At 56.6% G+C, this 14,936-nt stretch carries 16 protein-coding genes and 1 tRNA gene; 3 read left to right on the forward strand and 14 right to left on the reverse strand.

Annotated features, from left to right (window positions below; translation table 11 throughout):
• The first annotated feature begins 21 nt into the window (after positions 1 to 21).
• Together GX147_09090 and GX147_09095 are read left to right on the forward strand one after the other, a co-directional pair.
• Complete coding sequence (locus GX147_09090) at positions 22 to 426, forward strand: hypothetical protein (protein NLN60834.1); 405 nt, start codon at positions 22 to 24, stop codon at positions 424 to 426.
• Between the two features lie 99 nt (positions 427 to 525).
• On the forward strand, positions 526 to 723 hold the full coding sequence (locus GX147_09095; protein ID NLN60835.1) for a hypothetical protein: 198 nt from the start codon (positions 526 to 528) through the stop codon (positions 721 to 723).
• Between the two features lie 52 nt (positions 724 to 775).
• On the opposite strand, the gene GX147_09100 is transcribed toward GX147_09095, so the two are convergent.
• The 10 genes from GX147_09100 to GX147_09145 all read right to left on the reverse strand — a co-directional run bounded on the left by GX147_09100 (position 776) and on the right by GX147_09145 (position 11,390).
• Positions 776 to 1,411: a formylmethanofuran dehydrogenase gene (locus tag GX147_09100; GenBank protein NLN60836.1), complete on the reverse strand. Its 636-nt coding sequence runs from the start codon at positions 1,409 to 1,411 to the stop codon at positions 776 to 778.
• Between the two features lie 104 nt (positions 1,412 to 1,515).
• A complete protein-coding gene (locus tag GX147_09105; protein ID NLN60837.1) occupies positions 1,516 to 3,948 on the reverse strand; it encodes a sodium-translocating pyrophosphatase in 2,433 nt (810 codons plus the stop codon).
• On the reverse strand, positions 3,941 to 4,543 hold the full coding sequence (locus GX147_09110; GenBank protein ID NLN60838.1) for an aminoacyl-tRNA hydrolase: 603 nt from the start codon (positions 4,541 to 4,543) through the stop codon (positions 3,941 to 3,943). The genes GX147_09105 and GX147_09110 overlap by 8 nt, the downstream gene beginning before the upstream one ends.
• A gap of 125 nt (positions 4,544 to 4,668) precedes the next feature.
• Positions 4,669 to 5,610 carry a ribose-phosphate pyrophosphokinase gene (locus tag GX147_09115; protein NLN60839.1) on the reverse strand — a complete coding sequence of 314 codons (942 nt, stop codon included), beginning with the start codon at positions 5,608 to 5,610 and terminating at the stop codon, positions 4,669 to 4,671.
• 25 nt (positions 5,611 to 5,635) lie between these two features.
• Positions 5,636 to 5,710, reverse strand: a tRNA-Gln gene (locus GX147_09120).
• A gap of 40 nt (positions 5,711 to 5,750) precedes the next feature.
• Complete coding sequence (gene ispE, locus GX147_09125) at positions 5,751 to 6,587, reverse strand: 4-(cytidine 5'-diphospho)-2-C-methyl-D-erythritol kinase (protein ID NLN60840.1); 837 nt, start codon at positions 6,585 to 6,587, stop codon at positions 5,751 to 5,753.
• Positions 6,584 to 6,826 (reverse strand): DUF1844 domain-containing protein, encoded by a 243-nt coding sequence (locus GX147_09130; protein NLN60841.1) that lies wholly within the window; start codon positions 6,824 to 6,826, stop codon positions 6,584 to 6,586. The genes ispE and GX147_09130 overlap by 4 nt, the downstream gene beginning before the upstream one ends.
• 220 nt (positions 6,827 to 7,046) lie before the next feature.
• Positions 7,047 to 7,910: a zinc metalloprotease HtpX gene (gene htpX, locus GX147_09135; protein ID NLN60842.1), complete on the reverse strand. Its 864-nt coding sequence runs from the start codon at positions 7,908 to 7,910 to the stop codon at positions 7,047 to 7,049.
• A 21-nt stretch (positions 7,911 to 7,931) separates the two neighbouring features.
• Complete coding sequence (clpB, locus tag GX147_09140; GenBank protein NLN60843.1) at positions 7,932 to 10,514, reverse strand: ATP-dependent chaperone ClpB; 2,583 nt, start codon at positions 10,512 to 10,514, stop codon at positions 7,932 to 7,934.
• A 9-nt stretch (positions 10,515 to 10,523) separates the two neighbouring features.
• Positions 10,524 to 11,390: a hypothetical protein gene (locus tag GX147_09145; GenBank protein NLN60844.1), complete on the reverse strand. Its 867-nt coding sequence runs from the start codon at positions 11,388 to 11,390 to the stop codon at positions 10,524 to 10,526.
• 156 nt (positions 11,391 to 11,546) lie between these two features.
• Between GX147_09145 and rpoH the strand changes: the two genes are divergently transcribed.
• Positions 11,547 to 12,410 carry an RNA polymerase sigma factor RpoH gene (rpoH, locus tag GX147_09150; GenBank protein ID NLN60845.1) on the forward strand — a complete coding sequence of 288 codons (864 nt, stop codon included), beginning with the start codon at positions 11,547 to 11,549 and terminating at the stop codon, positions 12,408 to 12,410.
• On the opposite strand, the gene dnaB is transcribed toward rpoH, so the two are convergent.
• The 4 genes from dnaB to GX147_09170 form a co-directional block, all read right to left on the reverse strand.
• Positions 12,399 to 13,769 (reverse strand): replicative DNA helicase, encoded by a 1,371-nt coding sequence (gene dnaB / locus GX147_09155; protein ID NLN60846.1) that lies wholly within the window; start codon positions 13,767 to 13,769, stop codon positions 12,399 to 12,401. The two genes, rpoH and dnaB, sit on opposite strands and share 12 nt — an antisense overlap.
• 98 nt (positions 13,770 to 13,867) lie before the next feature.
• Positions 13,868 to 14,314 (reverse strand): 50S ribosomal protein L9, encoded by a 447-nt coding sequence (locus tag GX147_09160; protein NLN60847.1) that lies wholly within the window; start codon positions 14,312 to 14,314, stop codon positions 13,868 to 13,870.
• 152 nt (positions 14,315 to 14,466) lie between these two features.
• Entirely contained in the window at positions 14,467 to 14,745 is a 279-nt protein-coding gene (locus GX147_09165; protein ID NLN60848.1) for a 30S ribosomal protein S18, read from the reverse strand.
• Positions 14,742 to 14,936, reverse strand: a 195-nt coding sequence (locus GX147_09170; GenBank protein NLN60849.1) for a hypothetical protein, incomplete at its 5' end; no start/stop codon positions are given. The genes GX147_09170 and GX147_09165, both read right to left, overlap by 4 nt.

Below are 14,936 nucleotides of genomic sequence, written 5' to 3' on the forward strand. Positions count from 1 at the left end.
CCCTGAGTTGTCAAGGAGGAAATGAGCCGTAACCCGGGGGGGACCCCAGGCGGGGCAAGGCATGGGCCGCCGCGACGGACTCGTCTTGACATGCTCCTCCCAATCCGGCATATCTGTTCGGAACGTTACCGGAATTTCTTCCGGATCGATCAAACTCCTAGAGAAAGCGAGGGTCGCGTAAACATGGGTTCCGGGTTCTGGTGGGTAAAAATTCTGGTCGTCGGGTTTTTATCGATTTTTCTGTTCATATTCGGGGTGGAAGTCCTGATCGGCACCTACGACCTGAAGCACCCCCAGCTTTTTCTGATGTTCTTCTTTTCCGGAAGCTTCACGATTCTCGTCAGCCTTGTGGGCATCACGTACCCGTTTTTTCAGGTGTATGCTTTTTTTAAACGCGAACCGGACCCACCGGAAAACGATGGGTAGGCCCTTTCAGTGGACCGGGGGGATGCGAAAGGGAAACCCGTCGGGTGGAAAACGGCACACGGCCATTGAGGGGGCTGGGAGGATGACCGGAAAGCCAGAATGATCGTTTTATTTGCGCCGCATTTCATCCATAAAAAAGAAGAGGGGGACATGAGGTGCCGTCGGCTTTGGATTTTGCTTGCCTGGTTCGTTGTGCTTACCACCTTGAACTCCGCATCGGCCGAGGAGAACGACAAATGGTCGGGGACGGTTAAAGCGCTCCTGCGGATGATCGGTGTGGACGGAAAACCCTCGTGAGCAAGCAGGCGCCATCGGCACGGAAAGCAGACCCGAGGGTCCGTGGGGAGGTTCAGGACGGGCCTTTCGTCTCCGCACAGACGGGGCAGCGGCGTTCTCCATCCGATGTCGTGATCAGGCGGGAGGCCATGGTCATTTCCCCGCAACGGTCACAGGGCAGGGATGGGGCCAGCGCGGCATAGGGAGGCATGACCGGGGCATCGATCTCTTCCGTGTCGTAAAGATCGGAAAAGGGCGACTCAAGCAGATCCAGGGCCTTAAGGTACTTCTGCCGTTTAAGGTCGTCCAGGGTGGCGATCCCGTCGTTCATCCTTTTTTCCAAAGCGGCGTACTCCGCCTTCTCTTCTCCCCCGTAGGCGTAAGCCTTGCGGCGGATAAAACGCAGCGCCCGCCCCGTCCCGCGGTCAAACACCGTGTAGGCGTTTTTCCCGTAATCCCTGAGAAGCAGGTTTCCCTTTCCAATCGTTGCCCCCAAAATCACCTGAAAGGCATCGACGGCGCAGGAATCGTTTTCGGAAATCACCACCGTTTCCTCGTCCTCCGATCGAGAGAGGCCAAGTCGCTGCATCGCTTCTCCGGCGACACGGTAACCGTAAACCAGACCCGGACAGAGGTGACCATGAAAATTGACACAGGCCCCAAGATCCCCTCTCTCCCGAAACAAGTCCCCTTTCAGAGAAGGCCCCATCACGTCCCTCCTTACCGTTACGACAAATATGCCACCCCTTTACGGGATATCTTTTTAAAAGGAAAAGGGGGAAGGCCTCCGCCTTCCCCCTTCATTAAAACAGATTACAGTTGTTCCGCCGAAATTCTCATGCTGTAGAAGGACCGGTACACGAAAATACAGGCAATGAGAAAGAAGCCCACCGCAAGGCCCAGTTTCAGCCCCTGGTTGGTCATGGTCACGGCGATTTCCGTTGCCAGCAGACCGAACAGGGTCGTAAACTTGATGACCGGGTTCAAAGAAACCGAGGAGGTGTCCTTGAAGGGGTCGCCGACGGTGTCGCCGACGACGGTCGCCTCGTGAAGCGGCGTGTTCTTTTCCTGCAGATCGACTTCAACGATCTTCTTGGCGTTGTCCCAGCATCCACCGGCGTTCGCCATGAAGATAGCCTGGAACAGGCCGAAGAAGGCGATACCGATCAGGTAACCGATGAAGAAGTAGGGGTTGAAGAAGGCCAGGCCAAGGGCCATGAAGAAAATGACGATGAAGATGTTGATCATTCCCTTCTGGGCGTAAACCGTACAGATCCTGACAACTTCCTTGCTGTCCTCGATCGACGCCGCCTTCTTGCTCAGATCGATGTTTTGTTTGATGTACACCACCGCCTGGTAGGCCCCCGTCACGACGGCCTGAATGGAGGCGCCGGTGAACCAGTAAATCACGGCACCGCCCATGAGGAGACCGAGGATGATTTCCGGCTGCACCAGGGAGAGTTTCGCGATGACGTCTCCAAAGAGCCGCTCGAGAAGGATGATGATCCCGAACACCATTGTCGTCGCGCCGACCACGGCCGTGCCGATCAGAACGGGTTTTGCCGTGGCCTTGAAGGTGTTTCCGGCACCGTCCGCACTTTCCAGGTAATGCTTTGAATAGTCAAAGTCAGGCTCGAAACCGAAGTTTTTCTTGATCTCGTTTTTCACGTTGGGAATGGACTCGATCATGGACAGCTCGTAAATGGACTGGGCGTTATCGGATACGGGCCCGAAGCTGTCGACGGCGATCGTCACAGGACCCATGCCCAGGAAACCAAAGGCCACGAGACCGAAAGCGAAGACCGGCGCGGCAAAGGTGTACTCAGGCGGCATGAGATGCAAGATCGACGCATCCTGCGACACCACATAGGCAATGAACATGAGGAACAGAATGGTCAGGCCCCCCCAGAAGGCGGACAGGTTACCCGCGACCAGACCGGAGAGGATGTTCAGCGAAGGGCCGCCCTGACGGGAGGCGTTTACCGTTTCCTCGCAGTGCCGGGACGTGGGGCTGGTGAAAACCTTCGTGAGTTCCGGGATCAGAGCACCGGCAATGGTTCCGCAACTGATGATGATGGCCAGAGCCCACCAGAGGGAACTGTACTTGACCGGGTCGAGATCGGACAGCAGGTAGTAGCTGGCGCAAAAGGTAACCACAATCGAAACGATCGAGGTGATCCAGACCAGGGTGGTCAGGGGATGCTCGAAGTTGAATTCCTTCTTGTTGCCGAACAGGGCGTTGTTCAGGGCGTGGTTCGTGAAGTAGGAGGCCAGGGACGTAAGGATCATGAGGATACGCATGGCAAAGATCCAGACGACCAGTTTGCCGCCCATTTCCGGATTGTCCGCCAGAGCCAGGGCGATGAAAGCGATGAGGGCGACGCCCGTCACGCCGTAGGTTTCAAAACCGTCCGCCGAGGGACCGACGCTGTCGCCGGCGTTGTCACCCGTACAGTCAGCGATGACACCGGGGTTTTTCGGGTCGTCTTCCGGAAGGTGGAAGACGATCTTCATGAGGTCCGAACCGATGTCGGCGATCTTCGTGAAGATACCCCCGCAGATACGGAGGGCGCTGGCTCCCAGGGACTCACCGATGGCAAAACCGATGAAACAGGGACCGGCCAGTTCTCCCAGATAGGCCAGAATGAGAATCATAAAGAAGAGTTCGACACTGACCAGGAGCAGCCCCACACTCATACCCGAACGCAGGCAGATATTCAGCATGCCCAGGGGCCTCCCCTTCAGGGATGCGAAGGCGGCCCGGGAGTTCGCCACCGTGTTGATCCGAATACCGAACCAGGCCACAACATAGGAACCCAGAATGCCAAGGATGGAACACGCAAGAATGATTCCCACTTCCTTCATCGGCATATGAGAGAGAACGGAGAAATAGTAAATCATACATGCAGCGATCAATACCCACAGGGCCGTCAGAAACTTGCCCTGCTGAATGATGTAGGTCTTGCAGGTTTCCCAGATTGTGTTGGATACGTCCAGCATCGCCTGATGGGCAGGCAGATTTTTGGTCTGCGCGTACTGCAACAGACCGAACCCCAGGCCGATCACACAGATCAGCAGGCCCCAATTGAGAATAGTCAAACCACCGAGTGTCCCCCCCACGAATGCGACCTGGGAGAGGTCCGGCAGTATGATGTCCGCCTCGCCCGCAACGGCGAGAGGCGCCGTCATCAGGACCCCGATGATGGCTGCGAAAAGAATGGACAACAAACGATTACCTTTAAACATCACCTAACCTCCTAGAATTAATTTTTACAGCATCCCTGATATGATACTGATTCATGGCCTTCTGCATGCCTTCCGTAACGACAACCTTGACCGCCCCGCATGCCCGCTTCAGAATATCCGGAAGAGCATTTTCCTCCTCTTCCGAAAACGGTTGCAGAACGTAACGTTCCGTCGTCATCCCTTCACAGGGCCGGCCGATCCCCAAGCGAAGCCGTTTGAAACCGGCTCCTCCCAAATGATCTTCGACGGACATCAATCCCCGATGCCCGCCATGTCCGCCACCCTCCTTCAGGCGAATGGTTGCAAAAGGCAAATCCAAGTCGTCATGAACCATCACGGCATCGCTCAATTCCACCCTGAAAAAACCAGCCAACCGTTGCACCGCGATACCGCTCAAATTCATAAATGTCTGCGGCTTAGCCAGCAGCACAGGAATGCCTTCTATTTTCCCCCTACCCCAATGAGCCTCGAAATCCTTTCGATTGAGCTCGATCCCGTAGAGGCACGCCAGTCTGTCAATAACCAGAAATCCGAAATTATGCCGGCTCAATTGATAGCGCGGCCCCGGATTTCCCAATCCGGCAATCAGCTTCACCTCCCATCTCCCCCATCAGGCAAGCTTTTCAACCCCTTGGGCGCCTTCCCTTTCCCGGGCGGGGTACCGTTTTGCACCCCTTGTCATGCCGAGGCCGAAAAGACGGTCCGCGGGTAGTCCCGTACTCAAATAAACAACGAACTCACCGATTCGTTGTAATAAATCCTCCTGACCGCCTCGCTTAAAAGGGCCGCCACGGACAGCACCTTAATGCGGTTGCAGGCTTTCGCCCGGTCATGAAGCGGAATGGTGTCCGTCACGATGAGTTCCGTTATATTGGACTCCTCGAGCCGGTCAATCGCGGGACCGGACAAAACCGGGTGGGTGCAGCAAACACTGACCTCCAGAGCCCCCGCTCCTTCCAATGCTTTCCCGGCCTGCACGACCGTCCCCGCCGTATCCACCATGTCGTCCAGAATCACGACCTTTTTCCCCTCGACGTTCCCGATGATATTCATCACCTGGGATTCATTCGGTCCTTCCCGGCGCTTATCGATAATCGCCAGACTTGCCCCCAACCGGGAGGCGAAAGCCCGGGCCCGTTCCACACCGCCTGTGTCGGGAGACACGATGACCATGTTGTCCTGATAATGGTCACGCATATACTCGAGGAGGACCGGCGCGGCGAAAAGATTGTCCACGGGAATATCGAAAAAACCCTGGATCTGGCCTGCGTGGAGGTCCATGGCCAGGACCCGGTCGGCGCCCGCCCTGTGAATCAGGTCGGCGACAAGCTTCGCCGTAATAGGCGCCCGGGGGAGAACCTTCCGGTCCTGTCGACCGTAACCGTAATAGGGAATGACTGCCGTGATCCGGTCTGCCGAGGCCCGTTTCATGGCGTCGGTCATGATGAGCAGTTCCATCAACATGAGATTGACGGGAGGACAGGTGGGTTGGACGATGAACACATCCATACCCCGGACATTTTCGTTGATCTCCACCCGACTTTCGCCATCGCTGAAGGTGGTGACATTGGCTTTTCCCAAAGGTACGCCCAGAGACCGGCATATCCTTTCCGCCAGAGCGATATTGGCGTTTCCTGAAAATATTCTCATTCGCTCGAGCATGGAACTCCCTTTCCGTGAAGATATGTGGTTGGGGCGGGAGGATTCGAACCTCCGAATGCAAGAACCAAAATCTTGTGTCTTACCGCTTGACGACGCCCCAACAATCGCCCTTTGCCTGCGCGGGAAAGCTTTCGGGAGACTTATAATGAAGCGGCGACCGCAACAAACCAGTCTTCGTTTTTCTTCAGAACATCGGCGGCCCGCAGCGCTTCACGCTCCCGTTCAAACACCCCGTAAACCGTGGGTCCGCTTCCCGACATCAGCGCTCCCCGGGCACCCAGTCCCATCAAACGACCCTTGAGTCCTTTCAGGGCGGGACAGAGGGCAAGGGAGACTTTTTCTAAATCATTTTGCAGACCTTCCACCAAGTCGCCTATCGTGGAAAATCGGGGGATGCTATAATTTATTGGCGTGTTTGTCAATGTTAAATTGAGTCCGCTGTAAACCTGTGCCGTAGAAAGCTCGAAGCGGGGGTTGACCAGAACGAACCACAGAGGCGGCAGATCCGCGGCAGATTCCAGGCGGTCTCCGATACCGAAGGCCCAGGCCCGGTTGCCGTAAATAAAAAACGGCACATCGGCGCCGAGCCGGGCGCCGATGGCCATCAGGGCCTCCCGGGAAAGGTCGAATCGCAGCATGTCGTTAAGGGCAACCAGGGTCGTGGCCGCGTTGGAACTGCCGCCGCCCAGACCGGCCCCCACGGGGATTCTTTTGTGAAGAACGATTCCCACCCCACCCTGATAAGCGACATCACAAAAAAGGGCCTTGACGGCCCGAAAAACGATATTATCCTCATTTTCCAATTGAGGAAAACCGGGACATGTGATCTCAACACCTTCTTCCCGGCTGGAAAACACCATGGTGTCCTGCAGACTGATTTTCTGCATCAGGGTGGCAATGTCATGATACCCATCCGGACGTTTGCGCAAAACACGCAGGTGGAGATTGATCTTGGACGGGGACGGGACCTCGATCATGACGCGTCTTTTTCTTTCACAAAACGCATCCTCAATTCATAAAGAGCCCCCCCGAGGATCTCTTTCTCCTGTTCGTCCAGGTTCCCCCGGGTTTTCTCCTGAATCATGCTCAGGATATCAATCGTTTGCCGGGCTGCGGTCAGGTTCTTCTCCCGCTTTTGCGTATAGGGATCGGGAATATCGCCGAAATGGTACATGGCCGCCGTACTCAGGGAGAGGATAAAGCCGGTGAAATCCATTGCCGGATAAGCCCCGTCGGCCCGTTCGTCCTTTCCCGCCTCCAGGGCAGGCCCGGCGTCCCTCAAGGTGTCTCCCGCGGATCGGTCCGCCGGCTCTGCAGTGGGGGCTTGAGACTGTACATTTCCCGCTTTGTCGAAGTGGCGTTTGTCCCGGACGACAAACCCCTGTCCCTTTTTTTCCTCTTCCATGGGCTCCTCCGTTCACGGTCGGTTTAATGGTTTACCGGATGGCCTGTTTCCCCGGCCTCATGGCTTCCAGCCTGGCCACCCTTTCCTCCACCGAGGGATGGGTACTGAAAAGACGCATCATGGCACGACCCGAAAGCGGGTTGACAATGAACATATGGGCCGTCTGAGGGTTGGCTTCCATGGGAATCTGATGGGACGCCCGGGAAATTTTCTTCAGGGCGTTGGCCAAACCCCAGGGTTTACCCGATATTTGCGCGCCTCCCTCATCGGCCATGTACTCCCGAGACCGGGAGATGGCCATCTGAATGACCATCGCCGCCAGGGGAGCCAGCACGGCCATGACGATGAGGCCGATCATGTTGGCTCCGCCTCCGTCGTCGTCACTGCCCCGCCCCCCGAAGATCGCGGCGAACTTGGCCATGTTCGCCAGCATGACGATCGCCCCGGCGATCGTCGCCGCAATGGAACCGATCAGCATATCCTTGTTCTTTATGTGGGTCAGCTCGTGGGCCATGACCCCCTCCAGTTCATCCCGGTTGAGGATCCGGAGGATCCCCTCCGTGGCGGCGACCACGGCGTGCTTTTCATCGCGCCCGGTCGCGAAGGCGTTCGGGGTGTCCTGGGGAATAATGTAGACTCTGGGCATGGGCATGGAAGCCTTCATGGCCAGTTCCTTTACCAGATTGTAAAACTCCGGGGCCTGGGTTTCCGTCACTTCCTGGGCGTTGTACATCCGCAGAACGATCTTATCGGAGAACCAGTAGCTCCCGAAATTCATGACCACGGCAAAAACGAAGGCGATGACCACCCCATTTTGTCCGCCGAAGTACCCCCCGATCAACATCAGCAGACCCGTCAGCGCACCGAGCAAAAATACCGTTCTCAACGTATTCATCCTGTCCTCGCATCCCTTCGGCTACTTCTTCGTGAAAACAATTTTACCCTCTTTATCGAGATCGACGAGAATCTCGTCCCCTTCCCTGAAGGTCCCGTCCAGAATCCGGAGCGCCAGGTGATCCAGAACGATCTTCTGGAGCGCCCGCTTCAGGGGCCTTGCGCCGTAAGCGGGATTGTAACCTTCCCGAGCTATATAATGTTTCGCATCCTCTGTCAATTCGATGGCGAGTTTGCGTTCGTCGAGGCGCTTCTGAATCAGGGCGAGCTGGATCAGAACGATCCGGTCGATATCCTCGATGTCCAGGGGCCGGAAGGTGATGATGTCGTCGATCCGGTTCAGGAACTCGGGCCTGAAGGTCGCTTTCAGCGTGTCCATGGTGCGCTGATGCTTCTCCTCATCGCTCAGCTTCTGATTCTGAAGCCACTGACCGCCCACATTGGAGGTCATGATGATAATGGTGTTCTTGAAATCCACCGTCCGCCCATGGCCGTCGGTGAGGCGCCCGTCGTCCAGGATCTGAAGCAGAATATTGAAGACATCCGGATGGGCCTTCTCGATCTCGTCGAACAATAAAACCGCATAAGGCCGCCTTCGAACCGCCTCGGTCAGATACCCCCCCTCGTCATAACCCACATAGCCGGGAGGGGCCCCGATCAGGCGGGCCACGGAATGTTTCTCCATATATTCCGACATATCCACGCGGATCATGGCCTGTTCGTTGTCGAACATGAATTCGGCGAGGGCTCTCGCCAGTTCGGTTTTCCCCACCCCGGTGGGACCGAGAAAAATAAACGACCCGATGGGACGGTTGGGATCCTGAAGCCCCGAACGCGCCCGGCGAAGCGCCCTGGAAACGGCGGCGATACCCTCATCCTGGCCGATGACCCGCATTTTGAGCCGTTCTTCCATGTGAACCAGCTTGTTGACATCACTCTCCATCATCCTGGCCACGGGAATGCCGGTCCAGTTGGCCACCACCTCCGCCACATCCTCGGCGTCCACCTCTTCCTTGAGCATGGCGCTTTCCTGCTGTTTCGCCGCCAGTTCCTCCTGGTCCTTCTCCAGCTCCCTGTTCAGCTCCACCATCTTCCCGTAGCGGATTTCCGCCGCCAGGGCCAGATTTCCGTCCCGCTGGGCGTTCATTTCCTCCGTTTTGAGGGCTTCCATCTGCCCCTTGATCTGCTGGATTTTTTTGATGATTTCCTTTTCAGACGACCAATGGAGTTTCATCCGGTCCATCGTTTCTTTCAGTTCCCCCAGTTCCTGGTCGATCCGGTCCCGCCGTTCCACCGATGTCGGGTCCGTCTCGTTTTTCAGGGACTGTCGTTCGATCTCCAACTGGATGACCTTGCGGTCGATGACGTCGATTTCGGCGGGCATGCTGTCAAGTTCGATTCTCAGCCGGGACGCCGCCTCGTCAATCAGATCCACCGCCTTGTCCGGAAGAAAGCGGTCGCTGATATACCGGTTGGACAGGGTCGCGGCGGCAATAATGGCCACGTCCTTGATCCGGACCCCATGGTGCACCTCGTAACGCTCCTTCAGTCCCCGGAGGATGGCAATGGTATCCTCCACCGTCGGCTCCTTGACCAGGATCGGCTGGAATCGGCGCTCCAGGGCCGGGTCCTTTTCAATGTGCTTGCGGTACTCGTTCAGGGTCGTCGCGCCGACACAGCGCAGCTCTCCCCGGGCCAGGGCGGGTTTCAGCATGTTCGAAGCATCGACCGACCCTTCCGCCGCGCCGGCTCCGACCACCGTGTGAATCTCGTCGATGAACAGGATGATTTCCCCCTCCGCACTCGTCACTTCCTTGAGCACCGCCTTCAAACGTTCCTCGAATTCACCACGGTACTTGGCTCCCGCGACGAGAGAACCGATATCGAGGCCGATCACGCGTTTGTCCTTCAAGCTCTCCGGCACATCGCCGTTGACAATTCGTTGAGCCAGGCCCTCCACGATGGCCGTCTTGCCGACACCGGGCTCCCCGATCAGCACCGGGTTGTTCTTGGTACGGCGGGATAGAACCTGCATGATCCGGCGGATTTCCTCATCCCGGCCGATCACGGGATCGAAGGAACCCTTCCTGGCCAGTTCGTTGAAATCTTTCGCGTATCGTTTCAGAGCCTGATATTTTTCCTCCGGATTCGGATCCGTAATGCGTTGATTACCCCGGATATCCAGAAGCACCTGGAAGATCCCGTCCCGGGTCACGCCGCTTTGCCGCAGGGCATCGACCCCTTCCTTGTCGTCCGCCATGGCGACCAGGATGTGTTCGGCACTGACGTACTCGTCCTTCATCCGGGCCGCTTCCTGTGTCGCCCGGTCCAGTATCCGGTTCAGGCGCTGGCCGAGATAGGCCTGCCCCGTTCCGCCACCGGAAACCCGGGGCAGTTTATCCAGAGATTGCCGTAATTCCATTTCCAGCCTTGCCGGGTCGATACCCGTTTTTCTGAGGATCTCCCCGACAATGCCCCCTTCCTGCCGTAGCAGGACCAGCAGCAGGTGCTCCGCCTCGATGGCCTGATGGCCCGACCGGGCCGCCTCACCCTGGGCCTCCTGAAGCCCCTCCTGCACTTTCAATGTAAACTTGTCGAAACGCATATAACCTCTCTATTCCGTGGGTTTTTCAATCCGCACAAAAATTTTCCCTTTCTTTAAGACCGTCACCATGCCCGTCGATTCGGAAACGACAATGGCCACGGCGTCGGTGACACTCGTAATCCCGGCGGCCGCGATGTGCCGGCTTCCAAGCCCCCTTGGAAAGTCCTTGCTTTCCAGGGCCGCGCTCAGGTGCCTGCCCGCCGTGACGATCACCCCGTTGTTCTGGATGACGAACGCCCCGTCGATAGCCGACAGCTCCTTGATGGTTTCCCTCAGGTCCATGTTCAGAATATTCCGCTCCTCGTCGCGGTAGCCCATAAAGGGGGTGATGATCATCTGCCGGGACAGTTGCATCACCCTCTCGTGATCGCCCAGAACGAAAATGGTCCCGACCCTGCGCCCCTCCCGACCCTGCGCCGCCAGCTCCAGGGCTATGGAAAGCAGGGTTCCGAAGACTTCGGGGTACCCGATCTCCCGGATATCCGAAATATCCTCCGACGTCAGGATTTCAAATTCCTTTCCCACATCGATCACAAAAAGGCTGTCCAGGTATTCGAACCGGGGGATCCCGCTGAGGCAGACAAGGCGGTCACCCCTTTTAAACAGCCCCATGACGATCCCCTTGGCGATGGCAATCTTGATCTGGCCGACACGGGTCAAATTGACGTCGGGCACATTCAGAACGGTAGCCCGTTCCTCGTACTGGCTGGGCAACTCCTTATCGCCCCGGCTGACGACGATGACCTGAAAGTTCTCTACGGTATCGGGAAGATGCTGGTCCGGCACCATGTCCGCATACAACAGAACGGCCTTTGCCTCGATGTTCCTCGCCATCTGAAACGCGAATTCCAGCATCGCCTTGCCCATTGTCTTCATCGGCCCCGTCGTTCCTTTCCGTTGTTTTTTCCGTAATATTAAGCATCGGCGAAAGGGGTGTCAATGTCCGGATACCATTGGACAACGGAAAAAAACGTTGACTAATCTCCAAAATCCGTTATCAAAATAGAGGGAATCAGTCCCAGCTTACGGAGGATTATTTTGAAACTGCCAGCGATCACCGGCACCCTTGAAATGTATATTGCTGAAATCAATCGCATCCCCCTTATTTCAGCGGATGAGGAGTTCCGCCTCGCCGTCAACCTGAAAAAACACAAGGATGTGAAGGACGCCGAAAAACTGGTGATTTCCAACCTTCGTTTCGTTGTCAAGATTGCCTATGAATACAAGCACTACAATCTGAAACTGATCGACCTGATCCAGGAAGGCAATATCGGCCTCATGCACGCCGTCAAAAAATTCGACCCCTACAAGGGTTACCGGCTCATCTCCTACGCGGTCTGGTGGATCCGGGCCTATATTCAGAACTACATCATCCGCAGTTGGAGCATCGTCAAAATCGGCACAACCCAGGCCCAGCGGAAACTCTTCTTCAAGTTGAAGCGGGCGCGGAAGGAACTGGAGATCATGTCGGAAAAACATCCGGAACTCCGGGAAATCGCCGATTCCCTGAACGTCAAGGAAGCGGAGGTGGAGGAGATGGAACTGCGCCTGAAGAACCGGGATGTGTCGCTCAACGCATATTTGAGCGACGAGGAAGACACGACCTACCTTGATTTTCTGACCTACCAGGGGGAGGATCAGGAAGCGGAACTGATCCGGAAAGAGGAAATGGAACTGGTGCAGAAGAATATCTCGGGCGCTATGGCCAACCTGAACGAACGGGAAACATTCATCGTCAAACACCGCGTCATGTCCGACGAACCGCTGACTCTACAGCAAGTCGGCGATCGCTACAACATCACACGGGAGCGGGCCCGGCAGATCGAGAAGCAGGCTCTGAAGAAACTGCAACTGGCGCTCCCCTACCTGGAGAAGGAACGTCTTCTACTCAATTGAGTACGCGTCCGGACGGGCAAGGTTTTCAAAACAGGTGTACTTTTCCAGAAAAGCCAGCTTGATGGTCCCCGTGGGACCGTTACGCTGTTTCCCGATGATGATTTCCGCGATCCCCTTTTCGGGGTTGTCCTCCGCCTTGTTATAGACCTCGTCCCTATAGATGAAGGCGATGACGTCCGCGTCCTGCTCGATCGCACCCGATTCGCGCAGATCCGCCATCTGGGGGCGGCGGTTCGTCCGATCCTCCACCTTTCGGTTCAACTGGGACAGGGCGATGATGGGCACCTCCAGCTCCTTGGCCAAGGCTTTCAGGGATCGGCTGATTTCCGAAATTTCCTGTTCCCGGGATTCCCTGAACATACCGCCCTTCATCAACTGGAGATAATCGAGAATGATCAGGCCCAGGCCCTGGTCCGCTTTCAGGCGCCGCGACTTGGCCTTCATTTCGAGAACGGTGATGGCCGGTGAATCATCGATGAAAATCGCGGCCTCCGAGAGTTCACTCGCCACCTTGACCAGCTTCGGCCAGTCCGTTTCCCCAAGGAAACCCTTCCTCAAGCGCTGGGAATCGACACGGGCCTCCGAGGCGAGCATACGGAGGGCGAGCTGTTCCTTCGCCATTTCCAGGGAAAACACCGCCACGGGCACACCCGATTTCATGGCGGCATTCTGGGCGATATTGAGGGCGAACGCGGTTTTTCCCATGCTCGGGCGGCCGGCGATGATGATCAGGTCGGAATTTTGCAGTCCCGATGTGATTTCATCAAGCTTGCCGAATCCCGTGGGCACGCCGGTGATGAGTTCCTTTTTCTCGGCCAGTTTTTCGATTTTCCGGAAGCTGTCCTTGACGATCTCCCTCATCGTGAAAAAGGAGGGGCGAATCTTGTTTTCCGAGATCTCGAAAATGGCATGTTCCGCCTCGTCCAGGAGTGCGTCCACATCGGCCCCGGCATTGTAGGTCTTTTGCAGAATACCCGTCGCCGTGGCGATCAGGTTCCGTAAAACCGCCTTTTCTTTAACGATACGGCAATAATGGGCAATGTTTGCGGCCGAAGGCACGCTGTCGACAAGCGAGGCCAGGTAAGCCATCCCGCCGACCTGATCCAGGTGCTTGCGGTCCTTCAGCAGGCTGCTCAGGGTGACGAGATCGCTGGGTTCACCCCGCTCGGAAAGCTCCGTAATGGCGTTGAATATCTTGCGATGCCCCTCCGTGTAAAAATCATCACTGGAAAGGAGTTCGAGAACGGTGTTCAGGGAGTGGTTATCAAGTAAAATCCCCCCCAAAACCGATTGTTCGGCTTCCATGTTCTGGGGGGGTACTTTATAGATGGATGCGTCGGCATCCGTTTTCGCGCGCATATTGCAAAGACCTGACAAGAACAATAACCCGTGAACCCGTCATGAGGGAAGAGGGAGCAGAATGCCCCCCGCCGGGCGTTCTTCCATGACGGGCGGGATCAGTTTTCGGCTACGACCACCACCTTGATTTCGGCGGTGACACCGGCGCTCAATTTCACCGTCACGGGGAATTCGCCCAACTCCCTGAGGGGTTCTTCCAGCACGATGTGCTTCCTATCCACGGTGATTCCCTGGGCGGTGAGATTCTCCTCGATGTCCCTGGTGTTGACGGAGCCGAACAATTTATCCTGCTCGCCGACTTTCCGGGCAATGGTGCAGACGACTTCCGACAGACGGGTCGCAAAATCTTCCGCCTTTTTTCTCTCTCTTTCCGTTTTGCGCAGAATCTGTTTCTTCTGCTCCTCGATCATGCGTATATTCCGCCTGCTGACTTCCACGGCAAGACCACGGGGAACAAGATAATTCCGCCCGTAACCATCTGCGACCTTGACGATATCACCCGCCTGGCCGAGAGTGCCGATATCTTCCTTTAATATAACCTCCATTGAAATCCTCCTGTGCTTTCTGTACCCCCGCCCGCAATTCACGGCCGGGACGCGGGGAATGCCCGTACCCGGGATCTGGCCGTGACGGGACAAAGGCCCTGCCCGTCCGGCGCCGGAATCGTCAGGTCCCGGCGGGCAAAAGGTCCCGCCGCCTACCTGCCGTCCGCCACAACGAAAGGCAGCAGGGCGATCGACCGGGCCCTTTTGATGGCCAGGGTAATTTCTCGCTGGTGTTTCGCGCAGCTCCCCGTAATGCGCCGGGGCATGATTTTACCCCGCTCGGTCAGGAAATCACGAAGGGACTGGGGATCCTTGTACTCGATTTTCAGATTCGAATCGGAGCAGAACCGGCAAAACTTTCTCCTGTGATAAAATCTTCTCTGGGGCCGGGATCCTCCCTGGGGTCTGGGCCTATAGCTTCCCTGTGTCATTTTTTCTCCTCCTCTGTCTCCGGAGCCGCGTCCGTCTTTTCCTCCGCAGCGTCCTCCTCCGTCGTCGCCTCCCCGTCTTTCTCTTCTTCCACCGGTTCCTCCGCCTTGACGGCGGCGGCGATAATTTCCTCGACTTCCCCGACGGTGATTTCTTCCGCGGTCTTAACGGTGAGATATTTCAGAATTTTATC

The organism is Deltaproteobacteria bacterium (genome assembly GCA_012522415.1).
GTDB lineage: Bacteria > Desulfobacterota > Syntrophia > Syntrophales > JAAYKM01 > JAAYKM01.

Coding starts and splice junctions, on each gene's coding strand:
- GX147_09115 (NLN60839.1), bottom strand. CDS start 5,610: ATGCTCGAGCGAATGAGAATATTTTCAGGAAACGCCAATATCGCTCTG.
- clpB (NLN60843.1), bottom strand. CDS start 10,514: ATGCGTTTCGACAAGTTTACATTGAAAGTGCAGGAGGGGCTTCAGGAG.
- GX147_09160 (NLN60847.1), bottom strand. CDS start 14,314: ATGGAGGTTATATTAAAGGAAGATATCGGCACTCTCGGCCAGGCGGGT.
- GX147_09165 (NLN60848.1), bottom strand. CDS start 14,745: ATGACACAGGGAAGCTATAGGCCCAGACCCCAGGGAGGATCCCGGCCC.
- ispE (NLN60840.1), bottom strand. CDS start 6,587: ATGATCGAGGTCCCGTCCCCGTCCAAGATCAATCTCCACCTGCGTGTT.
- htpX (NLN60842.1), bottom strand. CDS start 7,910: ATGAATACGTTGAGAACGGTATTTTTGCTCGGTGCGCTGACGGGTCTG.
- dnaB (NLN60846.1), bottom strand. CDS start 13,769: ATGCGCGCGAAAACGGATGCCGACGCATCCATCTATAAAGTACCCCCC.
- GX147_09100 (NLN60836.1), bottom strand. CDS start 1,411: ATGGGGCCTTCTCTGAAAGGGGACTTGTTTCGGGAGAGAGGGGATCTT.
- GX147_09145 (NLN60844.1), bottom strand. CDS start 11,390: ATGAAGACAATGGGCAAGGCGATGCTGGAATTCGCGTTTCAGATGGCG.
- GX147_09095 (NLN60835.1), top strand. CDS start 526: ATGATCGTTTTATTTGCGCCGCATTTCATCCATAAAAAAGAAGAGGGG.
- GX147_09130 (NLN60841.1), bottom strand. CDS start 6,826: ATGGATTTCACCGGCTTTATCCTCTCCCTGAGTACGGCGGCCATGTAC.
- GX147_09090 (NLN60834.1), top strand. CDS start 22: ATGAGCCGTAACCCGGGGGGGACCCCAGGCGGGGCAAGGCATGGGCCG.
- GX147_09105 (NLN60837.1), bottom strand. CDS start 3,948: ATGTTTAAAGGTAATCGTTTGTTGTCCATTCTTTTCGCAGCCATCATC.